The following is a 13,129-nucleotide window of genomic DNA, read 5'->3' as shown; positions in this document are numbered from 1 at the left end:
GAATCGTACTTGTCTTGAATGCTTTCTACTACCTGCTTATCAGACATATAAGCCTTTAATTCGGTTACATTCCGATCATCTAACCATTCGGCAAATTGTTCAAGTTATTTTTACATGATGCCTAAGGTACTAAAATGGTCATTAGCCAAAGTGAGTACTATATCTCCCCAGAAGAATATCTAGAAGGCGAGAAATTTAGTGAAATCAAACACGAGTATATTGATGGGCAAGTCTATGCAATGGCAGGGGCAAGTGATGCTCATGTCACAGTTAGCATGAATGTATCAATACTGTTAAGAAACCATCTCCGGGGTAGTGGTTGCCGTGTTTACATGGCAGATATGAAAGCACAAATTGATGTGATAAATCGCTATTTTTATCCCGATGTAATGGTTACTTGCGATACACGAGAGAAAGAATTTGAATATTTTAAGTGCTATCCTTCCTTAATTATTGAAGTACTTTCTGAATCAACCGAAGGCTATGACAGAGGGAAGAAATTTGCTAGTTATCGACACTTAGAATCACTACAAGAATATGTGCTAATTTCATCAGAGCAAATGAGTGTGGAATGCTTCCGCCGCAATGAGTCAGGATACTGGGTACTTTACCCTTATGAAAAAGGAGAAGAAGTGCATTTAGGTAGCGTTGATTTTCATTGTGCGATGCCTACGGCGGGCTACGCCTACGCAGAAATATATGAAGATGTAATATTAGTAGATGAGAATATTTCCTAATCTAACATTTCTGGATCAATTCCTAAAGCATTGAGTTGTTCAGCAGATAGCGATCGTAATTTCTCTACAATTCTTTCCCGCTTTTGTCGCTCAACTTCCGCTCTTTCTCGTTCAATCACAGCACGTTCCTCACCCGTTAGCAGTAAATTTCCTTGTGCATCCCACCAGCGTAACCAAGGTAACTCTGCATTCTGATAAAATCCTTGCCAGATTCCTAACTCTACACCCATAGGAGCAATTGGGTAATGTCCTCGTTCATTGGGTTGCATCAGTTGATAAGTATTATCGACTAGGTGATACACTTCAACTTGTGCTTTTGCTACTTCATAAATTCCATAATAAGGCACTCGAATTGCCTGCTCATAAACCCAAAATTTACCAACATTTCCACCTTCCCCTTGAGATGGCGGCGTTTTATCTCGTTCTTCTGAACCATCTCCAGAGACAAATTCAATCACAATTAGGGGTGCAACATACTCCTTCCACAGCACATAAGAACGGCGCATTTTACCGTTAAGTGTCGGTGGTACATTGGGTACATAAAACCAGTCTGGCGCTTCAGCCCCTTTCTCAGGAGGATCTGTCAATCGCCAGTAAATACCAGAATCTTGTCCGATACAATATTGACCATCAGGATGAAGTTTTTCTAAAACAGGTTTAATTGAATCTGTGATTAAAATGCTTTGCGGATGCTCCTGAAGATTTTTCACAAATGTACCATCTGAGTCTGGTAATTGGGTGTGGTCAGGTAAAGTTAATGCCGATAGAGAAGTCATAGGCTTTAACCAATGGGTTGTCTGATTCTTATTGTAGATTGCTATTTTGCTATTTTTGAATAGACGTGCTACTAGACTAAATGCCATTCATATAACAAAAGTCAATCTTTCTATATGAAAAAAGCTATTACGATTACTGCGGATATTCTCTATATCCTCACAATCATTTGCATTCGGCTTAACTATAGATAATATAAAGCGAGAACCTATTGCTTGTAAATCGTATGGTATTACATAAGTTGGTATATCAAAAATCCATCCTATGCCTGCTTATGCAGTATTTTCCGAACGTTCCCAGACTACCCTTGTGTATCCTCCATCCATGTGAAAAATCACTCTTACAGTTTCTCTGGCTAACATAAATATTTCATTCATTACAATATAATTATTCTGTTTTGATGCTTTTGAGAGGGCGGGCTAGCCCACCCCACAATAATTACAAACCAGATGTCAAATCCGCAGCAATAGATGCATAATACCCGATCACATTTCTGGCAAAGCATCCTTCAAGCCGCTCGCCGCAACTCTTCTTAACTTTTATCCACTGAATAATATGGTTCTCAGGAAACACCAGGATCGTCAGCAGTTTTGATTTCTTTTAAAATTCGTTCTACTTGGTTAACTTTTTCACCTCTATTCTGTTCTTTGAAAATATTTAAAGCTTTTTCTAAAGAAGATAGCGCCTCGTCTTTTTTATTTGTTTGCCACAATGCCAGTGCAAAATTAGTCAGCCCTTCGCCATAATTAGGATTAATTTCCAGAGCTTTTTTATATTCAGTAATGGCTTCTTGCCAGCGACTTTGGCTTGCGTAAACAATACCGATCGCATTGTAAGCTAGAGCGTATTTTGGCCGGAGGCGAATGGCTTCTCGAAAGGAGCTAATTGCATCTTCTGGTTTCTTTTGCCGAAAAAGTACATTTCCCAGTTGAAAGTGTCCAAAGGCATCTTCTGGAAATTTTTTAATTAATTTGCGTAAATTTTCCTCTGCACCTGTTAAGTCTCCTTGACTAAATAAACCATTGGCTTGTTGCAGGAGTTGCGATCGCTCTGGTGCATCTGTACCTGAAGATTGTGCTATTTTTTGGGGTTGTCTCTGTGCAGACTGTTCTGGTGAATGTAAAGAAACTTGTCCAGGAACCGCTAACACTAATGGCGATATTCCCATTACACTGATAATACTCAGCATCATGCAGCCAATAGGTTGAACAAATGCTGATTTGGATTTGCACTTCACCTTCATCGCCCTGAATGCCTCAATAATGTTCTAATCTTTATGATAAATTGGACTGCGTTAGCGCGTAATGCATCACAGGACAGACGATAAGGGCGCACATATATGTGCGCCCTTATTAAGCTAATTTGGAATTATTTACACACCTTCTCTTAACTTATCCAATACACTCCGATCTTCCAATGTTGAAGTATCTCCAGATACCTCTTGTCCGGCAGCTAGATTCCGCAGCAAGCGCCGCATAATTTTACCCGATCGCGTTTTGGGCAAAGCGTCTGTAAAGCGAATTTCTCCCGGACGTGCGATCGCACCAATTTCTTTGACAACATGCAGTTTGAGTTCTTTACTCAGTTCCTCACTTGCCTGATAAGTACCTTCTAAAGTCACAAAAGCAACTACTTCTTCACCTTTAAGTTCATCGGGTTTACCCACTATCGCCGCTTCTGCAACTGCTGGATGCGAAACCAATGCTGATTCTACTTCCATTGTACCGAGTCGGTGTCCTGATACATTCAGTACGTCATCCACACGACCCATTACCCAGAAGTAGCCGTCTTTATCTTGTCTTGCGCCATCACCAGCAAAGTAAGTATAGTTACCATTTTGGGGCGGAATGTGTTCCCAATAGGTGCGGCGGAAGCGTTCTGGATCGCCGTAGACTGTCCGCATCATTCCTGGCCAAGGATGTCGCACCGCCAAATAGCCACCTTCGTTATTGGGTACAGTGTTTCCTTCTAAATCCACGACATCTGCAATAATTCCAGGGAAGGGAAGAGTTGCAGAACCGGGTTTGGTGGGAATTGCTCCTGGTAGCGGTGTAATCATGATACCGCCGGTTTCCGTTTGCCACCAAGTATCCACAATTGGACAACGTTCCCCACCAATAACTTTGTGATACCACATCCAAGCTTCCGGGTTAATCGGTTCGCCGACGGTTCCCAGCAAACGCAACGAAGACAAGTTTCGCGCATTCGGATGTTGTTCGCCCATTTTAATAAATGCTCGAATTGCTGTAGGTGCGGTATAAAAAATATTCACGCCGTATTTTTCAATTACATCCCAGAAACAGCCAGGATTAGAAGCACGGGGCGCACCTTCATACATCACCGTGGTTGCACCATTGGAAAGCGGCCCGTAGACAATATAGCTATGTCCCGTAATCCAACCGACATCAGCGGTACACCAATATACATCTGTGTCTTGAAGGTCAAAGATCCATTTAGTGGTGATATGGGTATACAAATTATAACCAGCAGTTGTATGCACTACACCCTTCGGTTTGCCCGTGCTGCCAGAAGTGTAGAGGACAAACAGCATATCTTCGCTGTCCATCGGTTCGGCGGGACAATCTGCTGATACACCCTTTTGCAAATCATGCCACCAATGATCGCGTCCGCCCAACTGCATATAAGTTTCCTGTCCGGTGCGCTTGACAACTAGGACATTTTCTACACTGGGAACAGCACCATCAGCCAAGGCTTTATCTACTTGTTCCTTGAGAGGAACGATCGCATCTTTGCGCCAACCACCATCAGCCGTAATTACCAGTTTGGCTTTAGCATCAATTAAGCGATCGCGCAAAGCTTCGGCACTAAAACCACCAAATACTACCCCGTGGGGTGCGCCAATTCTGGCACAAGCTAACATAGCGATCGCAGCTTCGGGAATCATCGGCATATAAATACCAACGCGATCGCCTTTTTGTACGCCTAGTTGCTTCAATACATTGGCAAACTGGCAAACTTCCCGGTGCAGTTGGGCGTAGGTAAGGGTACGCGAATCACCTGGTTCTCCTTCCCAAATCAATGCGGCTTTATTTTTGCGCCAGGTAGTGAGATGTCTGTCAAGGCAGTTGTAAGAAATATTCATCTTACCGCCAACGAACCACTTAGCAAAAGGTGGTTGCCAATCTAATACTGTGTCCCATTTTTGGAACCATTCTAATTCTTTTCCAGCCAAATCTGCCCAAAATTGCTGTGGATCGGCTTTGGCTTTGTCATAAAGGCGCTGATACTCTTCCAGACTTTTGATATGGGCGTTCTGCGAGAATTCTGAGCCGGGATGAAAGAGGCGGTTTTCTTGTAGGATTGATTCTATAGTTGGTTGAGACATGATTACATTTACGAGCGGTATTGTTACTGAAAACTATTTTTAGCTTAGTTTTGCTAGACGCTGTTTAGATTTTCGTTAAGCTAGATAAAAATTGCCGAGTTATTTAGTTTACATTCATTTTCATCTAGAACTTATCAGTTAATACCATTATTAAGTCTGAATGAATCTCCAGATGCAATAGAGTTATTAAGGGGTGCATCCCAGTTTTATTTTGCACTGAGAGAATAACTATCATTGCGTTCGCGCAGCGTGTCGCAGACAATCAATCGCATGGACTAGTTCTTAGTTGGAGATTTTGCGATTGCTTATCTACGAGACGCTACGCGAACGCTTCACTATACCTGTTCAAGTTGAGTTAATGAATGATCGAACTGTTGCAAAAGTAGGAAGAAAGGTAAGAACACTGTGACTACCGATGTCAGCACTTGGTTCGAGTGGGCGCGAAGTAAGCGGATTGTGCTGGCAATACTAATGTTAAAAAATGATAACTTCTGATTGGACTAAATAAAATTAATTAATACGTATCTATCTTAGGTTATAGTTTATTTGGCTTATAAAGATTGATAGTTGATGGTTTTGAACAGCATGATAACTACACTCATACTGGCCATGTTTTACAAAAAAATAAATCTATATGCATAGACGAGCGCCCTTATATTATTTGTTTTTAGGAGTATTAACGAGTTCTAGCTGTTTTATCTTCAGTGTAGCAGCCCAAGTCCCATCTAATTCGCAGCAATCCTCGACTCGGAGTGAAGCTCAAGCTGCTAGTTGGTTTGAAGCCCATCGCGCACAGCCAGGCGCTTTACGAGCATTTGTACAGCGAATGCCGAAGGGAGGAGATATCCACAGTCATCTAAGTGGGGCTGTGTACGCAGAACACTATCTGGAGTGGGCTGCCACCGATGGTTATTGTGTGAATCCAAAGGTAGGGGTTTTAGTTGAACCTAAAGCTTGCGGTCAGGACAGTAGCTATTTTCCAGCTTCAGAATTGTTAAACCGAACATCTATTTATGATTCCCTAATAAATCGTTGGTCTACTCGCAACCTCCAATCTGCTGGTAAATCCGGACACGACCAATTTTTTGAAGCTTTTAGTGGTTTTGGGACAAGATCAGACTCTATGAGCCGTCGGGATGATATGGTCGCAGAAGTAGCAAATCGGGCAGCTTCGCAGCATATTACCTATCTAGAGTTAATGCTTACCGTTCAGGGCAGTGAGGTTCGACAGCTAGGGCGTGAAGTTGGTTGGAATAAAGATTTGCAAGAGATGCACCGTCAATTGCTCAAACGAGGATTAAGCAAGCTAGTGACACTGGGCAGCCAACAATTTGCACAGTTGGAGCGCGAAGTCTCGAAAACACTCGGTTGCGGCACTCCATCAGCACAGCCTGGATGTACAGTGACGGTGCGCTATTTGCAGCAAACGACAAGAACAAAGTCGCCCGTTGAAGTGTTTGCTCAGTTAGCTTATGCTTTTGCACTAGCTTCATCGGATTCGCGGGTAGTTGGCATCAATCTCGTCGCCCCAGAAGACAACCCGATTGCACTGCGCGACTACACCCTGCAAATGCAAATGCTGCAATTTTTCAAACGCCAATATCCCGATCTCAAGGTCGCGCTCCATGCAGGAGAGTTAACCCTCGGTTTGGTTCCGACCGAGGATTTACGTTTTCATATTCGGCAAGCTGTAGAAGTGGCACAGGCATCTCGCATCGGACATGGCGTGGATATTCTTTTTGAGGAGCGTCCCTTCGAGCTGATGGAGCAAATGCGGCGACTCGGCGTGTTGGTTGAAATCTGCTTGACTAGTAATGAGGTCATTTTGAATGTCCAGGGAGACAATCATCCTTTTAGGGAGTATTGGAAGGCTGGAGTACCAATGACCCTTGCTTCAGATGATGAAGGCATTTCCCGCATTGATTTGAGTCATGAATATCTATTAGCGGCAACGAGATATGGGCTGGGATATAAAGACCTCAAGCGACTGGCTCGCAATAGCTTAGAATATAGTTTCGCTCCGGGAAATAGTCTTTGGAAGTCGCCTGAGTTTAAGGCAATGGTTCCAGCTTGTGCAAGCGATACTCCTGGTGAAACCTCTGTTTCTCAAGGGTGCAGTGCTTTTTTGCAGAAGAACGATCGCGCGCGGATTCAATGGCAGCTAGAGTCAGAATTTGCTCGATTTGAGCCATTGCAGAACTGGCTTTGATTGATTTTCACAAAAAATGTAGAGCAACGAATTATTTGACCGCAGCGACAAATTAGAAGTCAAGTTTTTCATACCTGCAAGCTTTACTGGAAACAATACATTATCTTTCGCCAGTCTCGCCGCCTGCGATCGCTAGTTGACGGTTTTATTGTCCATCTCATTTTCCCGGCTGTCTTTGCGTTTGATAATGAGTAATAAGTAATGGGTAATGAGTAATAAGTAAAAGAGCAACAGGCGCAATACCAGTGCAAGAACTTGTACATTCTTACTCATTACTCCTTACTCACTACTCATTACTCCTGCATTCGAGGTGTGGTGAGAAATCCGGGATTTATGGCTCGGAGTGTTTTGGAGAGCGATCCTCATCGCGTTTTAGAAGGAATGGCGATCGCACGACAGTTAAAGAACTCCAAATCGTCTAGTACCGCAAGGCGGAAATCAAAAGTTAACACTGAGCGACTTGCCTTGAGCGCAGTTGAAAGAAGTCGAAGTGTCAAAAGTCAAAAAAGAGAGGCTTGTGTCTCAAAAAATTATTATCGATCCAGTTAGCCGGATTGAAGAACACGCCAACAAAAGTTCTCTCGTAACATTCAACATTCATTCTTCTGTAATTTGCATTCCAAAATGCAAATCTTCCAAGGGCGATAATGCCTAATGGTACAATAACAGAAGCATGAAAGCGTGAATAAAAAAATCCTCATTTCTCCTGAAGAACTCACGTCACTGCTAGCAGAAAAATCATCACAGACTGTCATTATCGATACGCGAAGTCAAGAAGATTATGATATTTCTCATATTTATCAAGCCATAAATATTAGAGATTTTTTCACCTATCTTTTAGAGAATTCATCCCCAGGAGGATTAAAGGAATTGCAAGAGTATTTTGCAGAAATCATGAGTAGGGTAGGAATATCTGGTGCAGAACATTTAATTGTTTATGAAGATGCTTTAAATAAAGGTTATGGTCAATCTTGTCGAGCAGCTTTCTTACTGAAATATTTGGGTTGCGCTCAGGTATCTATTTTACATGGAGGATATAGAGCATGGCTCAAGGCAGGATTACCTACTACCGATGAAGTAGCGAAGCGTGAAAGCAGTATATTTAGATTGCATCCCAACGCTGATATAATGGTGACTACCACCGAGATGTTGCAAGCAATTGAGAATCCAGCAATTATTAAATTAGATGTGCGCGATCGCAACGAATGGCTTGGGTTGAGTTCTTCTCCTTACCATCCTGATTTTTGTCCCCGCAAAGGTAGAATCCCTAACTCTGTATGGTTAGAATGGCATCATCTGATGAATTCTGAATCGGAAATCCCTACGTTCCGATCGCCAGATGAAATCCGAGAAATTTGCCAGTCAGTAGGTATTACTTCGGAGTCAATTGTGTACATTTACTGCTTTAAGGGTTCAAGGGCTGCGAATACATTAATAGCCCTTGAAGAGGCGGGAATTTCTACTAGAAATTATTTTGGCTCTTGGAATGAATGGTCTCGTGATTTTTCACTACCAATTGATAGCAAAGTTATGCAATGAGCGTATAAACTTCAGTCTTAACAGCTACTACTATTTTATTTGGAAGGTAACATCAAATCGCTGGACGATCGAGCGATCGCCTTCCCAAGATCGCCATTCCTTGAGTTTTAATCTAACTACCCCTGTAGCTTTAGCTTTGAAGGTAAATATTCGTTTTCCACCAACACCCGTGCGTCCATCTGTTGGGCTGCTATAAAAGGTTGAATTCTGAAGTTCAATCACATCTGGATCGCTTTTTTCAATCTCCCAGATGTATCCCGTGCTTGGATTTTCTGCTAGATTGAGTACAATTGCACGACCCCTATAAACTGTAAAAGTTTTACCTTGGTCTACCTGGGTAATGGCAAGCGGTGACACTTTCTTCTTTTTAATACACTTGTGGCGATCGACTACCCCAACGACAGTTGGAGCATTGAGATAACTTATAAACCCTTGATTAAATTCTAAAACCGTAACCAAAGTTATTGGCATCAACATAAAGAACATTGTTCAGCACCAAAAAGATCGTAAAACTCATTGACAAACAGACATCAATTAATAGTTTCATAGATACTGTGAACCTACAAGTTCATTTGGAGACGCTTGGCGAGGTTCTGTTAGATTTTACAGCGATCGCAGATTTATTTAACTTCAACCAGAGTCGGTAGTTGACTAACTTTTCAGACCTTTTATGGGTGCAACAATTACGTGGCGGCTCTGAATCATTTACCCATTGATTCTGACTCCTGAATTCTGAATTATTCTTCAATCAGACATCAACATTTATCTGTTCTATCTGTCTAGCGGCTTTATCCCAAAGCTTTGCTGAAGTCTCATCTTGCCAATGAGTTCTCAAATTTTCCGCTTTTTTGTGACATATTCGTTCTAACATTTCTAATATTGCGGATAATGTCAGTTGATTAATTAATGATTCTAAAATCTCCATATATTCTTTTTGCATGATATTTACCTCCTTAATGACAACCACATTTAGAGCATTGCAGGGATTATTGTTGATGCTCCTCAATATGTACAAAATTGCTGGGGAATTAACACCTACAGTTTTTCAATATTGCCGCGCGATCGCTAGCCGCGCAAGCCTTTTCTATCCCCCGATAAACCTGTTTTGCGCGGTACAACACAAAACTCTGATGTCTACTTCCAAGCTAGAGAAACTGTCAATCCTTACTATCTAGCTTGTGCAGACATCATCCAGAAAATTATGGATGAATTTGCTATTTTAAAGTGAAAATATTTTCTAAATATCTGAAAACTTGGCAACAGTTTGCCAAATGAAGAAATGAACATTGGAAGAGGCAGAGGTGGAGAAGGGAAAAACTTACTGCAACTTCTCCCCTCCTCTCCTCATCTCCCTATTCCCCAGTGTCTATTTACTAGAATGCGACTTTTCCGGCATGACTATATTAGTATGGCTTGCCTTGCCATTTTTGCCGTTAGTATTTCCGTTACCATTGCGGGGATGGATGACACCATAACCGCCGTGGTTACGTTCGTAAATTACATTAATCTCTCCAGTTTCAGAATTATGGAACATATAAAAGTCGTGTCCCACGAGTTGTAGTTGTTCTAGAGCTTCTGCAACAGTCATCGGCGGCATGGAAAAATATTTGGTGCGGACGACTTCGTTGGGCAATTCAGCGGTGCGATCGCCAATTAAATCTGTTACTATCGACTCTGGAATAACTACTTCTGTTGGTTGAGCATGAGTTTTGTGGTCTTGACGCCGTTCTTTATATTTCCGCAGTTGACGCGCAATTTTATCTGCAACTAAGTCAATGCTGGCATATAGGCTCTCGCTGCTTTCCTCGGCACGAATAACGCTACCATTAGCATAAATAGTTACTTCAGCCGCTTGTCTTGGATTAATTCGGGGATTCCGGGCGACGCTAAGATGCACATCTACTTCATTTGTAATGCTTTGAAAGTGACTAACTGCTTTTTCAATTTTTTGATGTACATACTCACGAATCGCATCGGTGATTTCAATATTTTTGCCGTGGATGACAAGCTTCATGTAATACTCTCCCGCTGAATATTTTAGATGTGTGAATTTGCTTTGTATGAAAAGAAATTGCGGTAAGCTTTATTACTCCCGCCAAAACAAATTGTGAACTATATTGTATCTACTGCTGTTAAGCTGTCTCTCAGCTTACTGCATCTGAGGAATTGTCAACTATACCCTTGATTTACCTCCTCATCTCTGCGCTGATGTCTAATTGTATATCCAATTAGCACTCTTGAGTGAGGAAATGTAATTGTAACTCCTATGACTACTTTTTCCTTTAAAGGAATGCTTACAGAACTGTTGATAGTTGCTCCTTCTGTATTCGATTGAGGTTTGCTTGCTGTTGTTCAAGAATACAAGGCTTTGTGGAAGTTTGATTCTGTTTGAAATGCAAACAATTGTATTAAAGTCATCAGCCAGTACATTGTTCCTTATTGTCTTGGCATAATGCTTATTGCAGAGAATTCCTCCTAAAACCTATTGAGGTTATATATTCAAGCTAGCACTTTGTATTTTCTAATGCATGTTCCCTTGACTTTCCTTTAAAATCCTTTGCAAAGCTTGACAATTGTTGATTCTAATCCTGTAACTTGAAATATATTTAGTTCTTTATACGGTTGAATTTTGGCATGATCCATAGTAGTAAACCACAAAAAAACATTTGTTTGCTGTATAACCAAGGATTAATGCCTTACTTGGAAGCTCATGGATGGCAGCGATCGCTTCTAAGTGAGCGCATTCATGACCCAAGTCTAGATGACGTGTTAATTTTGCTAGAACATCCACCTGTCTACACTTTGGGACAAGGAAGCAACTCAGACTTTCTTAAATTTGATATTGACAAAAGTCAGTATGATGTGCATCGAGTTGAACGAGGTGGCGAGGTTACTTACCATTGTCCAGGTCAACTGGTGGGCTATGCAATTTTAAATCTGCAACGTTATCGTAAAGACCTCCATTGGTACTTACGGCAACTCGAAGAAGTAATAATTCGTGTATTGGCAATTTATGGATTGCAAGGAGAAAGAATTCCGGCTTTTACTGGCGTTTGGTTGCAAGGGCGAAAAGTTGCGGCTATTGGTATTAAAGTCAGCCGTTGGATTACTATGCACGGCTTTGCATTAAATGTTTGTCCAGACATGACAGGCTTTGAGCGCATTGTACCCTGCGGTATTTCTGACAAACCTGTAGGCAGTTTAGCCGAATGGATTCCAGGTATCACCTGCCAAGAAGTGCGTTTTTACATAGCACAATCTTTTGCGGAAGTCTTTGGCGTGGAATTAGTAGAATCTCAGCCTCAAGGGTTTTTCTTCTCTGATATCAATTTAATATGAAGCTGCATAGAAAAGGGCTTCTAAAATAAAGTTATAGGAGGAAACAGACATTACCTGCTCAAATGTAAGTTCATTGAACAATTGCTGTATGCGATGCCTACGGCGGGCTACGCATACGCGTAAATTTTGTAGAGAAGAAAATAGTTCATTTTTAAGTGGTTTATTCAATAACTCCCAAAGCCATTCGCTCGGGTTAAGCTCAAGAGAATGAGTGGTTGAAGCAGAGGAATAATAAATTCTTGCCAGCGAATCGCAGAACTTGTATGAGCGGGAGCTTGGTCAATCTGTAAAATTGCATAGTCGTCGCCTAATTGCTGAGATAACCAGTCTAAAAACTGTTGAAAATATTCACCATTGAGTTTGGGGTAAACGTGAGTGAAAATGTTTTCCACTTATTGGCTCAATTGGCACCATAAAGCCAAAAATTGTCTCGTTGCCATTTAACCTCAACAGTGGGCTTAACTCCAGCAGCAGTAATTACTTTCCCCGTGAGGGTTTTCAGCCCAACCCTAGTTTCCTCCTGACAGAGGTAGTGGACACCTTTCCTTGTGCCAGAAGCTTTTCGAGACTATTCAGAATGACACCGAGTTTTTTTGAAACTCAGATACCAACTCTTCATCCTGCTTGTAGCTTTGAGGACGCGGTACTTTTAGTTTTGCTCCTAACCGATATCGAACCCATGCATAAACTGTTCCATACTCGATATCAAGTCCATGTTCTTTTTTCAACCACTCACCTATCGCACCATAGCTACTAAACCCTTTTCCTGTTTTTAACTCCTCCTCAAGTGCTGCGATCGCTGCGTCATGAATTTTGCGTTTTGCTCCTGGAGCTTTTTTGATTTCCAGTAATTCATATAGCCCCCCTGCTCTATACTTTTGCAACCACCTTGTCACAGTTGAGGTATCTTTCGCCAAACGTTTTCCAATTTCTTGCTGCTCCTTAACCTGTCCGCTTTTTATCCACCACAGCATAATAAGCTTTTCTTTCTGGTTTCCCAAGTTAGCTGTTTGTAGACGTTTTTTAAGTTCTTCTTCGCTCTCTGCGATTTCAATCTTAAAAGGGCGGCTCATGGTTATTTTAATTTATCGAGTTTGTTTTCTCCATTATATGCAGCTTCATATAAAATTGGTATAAGTTATATTTTTGTTGAGAAAAATCGGGGTGATGGATAGCCTAAAAGGA

Annotated in this window: 15 protein-coding genes and 1 pseudogene; 6 read left to right on the top strand and 10 right to left on the bottom strand. The window is 41.6% G+C overall.

Annotated features, from left to right (window positions below):
- Positions 1-134 precede the first annotated feature (134 nt).
- Positions 135-737, top strand: coding sequence for a Uma2 family endonuclease (locus tag AC1F2U_RS29970; RefSeq protein ID WP_480264441.1), 603 nt, complete (start codon positions 135-137; stop codon positions 735-737).
- Here AC1F2U_RS29970 and AC1F2U_RS29965 read toward each other — a convergent pair.
- The 3 genes from AC1F2U_RS29965 to acs form a co-directional block, all read right to left on the bottom strand.
- On the bottom strand, positions 734-1,513 hold the full coding sequence (locus AC1F2U_RS29965; protein ID WP_480264440.1) for a Uma2 family endonuclease: 780 nt from the start codon (positions 1,511-1,513) through the stop codon (positions 734-736). The genes AC1F2U_RS29970 and AC1F2U_RS29965 overlap by 4 nt on opposite strands.
- Before the next feature lie 560 nt (positions 1,514-2,073).
- Positions 2,074-2,754 (bottom strand): tetratricopeptide repeat protein, encoded by a 681-nt coding sequence (locus tag AC1F2U_RS29960; RefSeq protein WP_480264439.1) that lies wholly within the window; start codon positions 2,752-2,754, stop codon positions 2,074-2,076.
- Between the two features lie 129 nt (positions 2,755-2,883).
- The gene (gene acs, locus AC1F2U_RS29955) at positions 2,884-4,857 is read right to left on the bottom strand and encodes an acetate--CoA ligase (protein ID WP_480264438.1); all 1,974 of its coding nucleotides are present in this window, start codon (positions 4,855-4,857) and stop codon (positions 2,884-2,886) included.
- A 634-nt stretch (positions 4,858-5,491) separates the two neighbouring features.
- Between acs and AC1F2U_RS29950 the strand changes: the two genes are divergently transcribed.
- Entirely contained in the window at positions 5,492-7,066 is a 1,575-nt protein-coding gene (locus tag AC1F2U_RS29950) for an adenosine deaminase (RefSeq protein ID WP_480264437.1), read from the top strand.
- 132 nt (positions 7,067-7,198) lie between these two features.
- On the opposite strand, the gene AC1F2U_RS29945 is transcribed toward AC1F2U_RS29950, so the two are convergent.
- Positions 7,199-7,339 (bottom strand): hypothetical protein, encoded by a 141-nt coding sequence (locus AC1F2U_RS29945; protein ID WP_480264436.1) that lies wholly within the window; start codon positions 7,337-7,339, stop codon positions 7,199-7,201.
- Positions 7,340-7,428: 89 nt separating this feature from the next.
- Positions 7,429-7,563 carry a hypothetical protein gene (locus AC1F2U_RS29940; protein ID WP_480264444.1) on the bottom strand — a complete coding sequence of 45 codons (135 nt, stop codon included), beginning with the start codon at positions 7,561-7,563 and terminating at the stop codon, positions 7,429-7,431.
- A gap of 20 nt (positions 7,564-7,583) precedes the next feature.
- Here AC1F2U_RS29940 and AC1F2U_RS29935 point away from each other — a divergent pair, with 20 nt between their 5' ends.
- Both AC1F2U_RS29935 and AC1F2U_RS29930 read left to right on the top strand, forming a co-directional pair.
- Positions 7,584-7,721 carry a hypothetical protein gene (locus tag AC1F2U_RS29935; protein ID WP_480264443.1) on the top strand — a complete coding sequence of 46 codons (138 nt, stop codon included), beginning with the start codon at positions 7,584-7,586 and terminating at the stop codon, positions 7,719-7,721.
- A 26-nt stretch (positions 7,722-7,747) separates the two neighbouring features.
- Positions 7,748-8,605, top strand: a complete 858-nt coding sequence (locus AC1F2U_RS29930) for a sulfurtransferase (RefSeq protein ID WP_480264435.1) — start codon at positions 7,748-7,750, stop codon at positions 8,603-8,605.
- Positions 8,606-8,635: 30 nt separating this feature from the next.
- Here AC1F2U_RS29930 and AC1F2U_RS29925 read toward each other — a convergent pair whose 3' ends face one another.
- Complete coding sequence (locus AC1F2U_RS29925) at positions 8,636-9,082, bottom strand: protease inhibitor I42 family protein (protein WP_480264434.1); 447 nt, start codon at positions 9,080-9,082, stop codon at positions 8,636-8,638.
- A 271-nt stretch (positions 9,083-9,353) separates the two neighbouring features.
- Positions 9,354-9,545 (bottom strand): hypothetical protein, encoded by a 192-nt coding sequence (locus AC1F2U_RS29920; RefSeq protein WP_292860261.1) that lies wholly within the window; start codon positions 9,543-9,545, stop codon positions 9,354-9,356.
- A gap of 7 nt (positions 9,546-9,552) precedes the next feature.
- Here AC1F2U_RS29920 and AC1F2U_RS29915 point away from each other — a divergent pair.
- Positions 9,553-9,821 (top strand): annotated as a pseudogene (locus AC1F2U_RS29915) (hypothetical protein); the annotation flags it as partial.
- 150 nt (positions 9,822-9,971) lie between these two features.
- Here the strand turns inward: AC1F2U_RS29915 and hpf are convergent.
- Complete coding sequence (gene hpf / locus AC1F2U_RS29910; protein WP_322687893.1) at positions 9,972-10,619, bottom strand: ribosome hibernation-promoting factor, HPF/YfiA family; 648 nt, start codon at positions 10,617-10,619, stop codon at positions 9,972-9,974.
- A gap of 620 nt (positions 10,620-11,239) precedes the next feature.
- Here hpf and lipB point away from each other — a divergent pair.
- On the top strand, positions 11,240-11,944 hold the full coding sequence (gene lipB, locus AC1F2U_RS29905) for a lipoyl(octanoyl) transferase LipB (protein ID WP_480264433.1): 705 nt from the start codon (positions 11,240-11,242) through the stop codon (positions 11,942-11,944).
- Positions 11,945-12,108: 164 nt separating this feature from the next.
- On the opposite strand, the gene AC1F2U_RS29900 is transcribed toward lipB, so the two are convergent.
- Positions 12,109-12,336 carry a hypothetical protein gene (locus AC1F2U_RS29900; protein WP_480264432.1) on the bottom strand — a complete coding sequence of 76 codons (228 nt, stop codon included), beginning with the start codon at positions 12,334-12,336 and terminating at the stop codon, positions 12,109-12,111.
- 180 nt (positions 12,337-12,516) lie between these two features.
- A complete protein-coding gene (locus AC1F2U_RS29895; RefSeq protein WP_480264431.1) occupies positions 12,517-13,017 on the bottom strand; it encodes a helix-turn-helix domain-containing protein in 501 nt (166 codons plus the stop codon).
- Positions 13,018-13,129: the final 112 nt, after the last annotated feature.

It is taken from the genome of Nostoc sp. LEGE 12454 (genome assembly GCF_056620565.1).
This window is presented reverse-complemented; position numbering and strand designations above follow the sequence as displayed.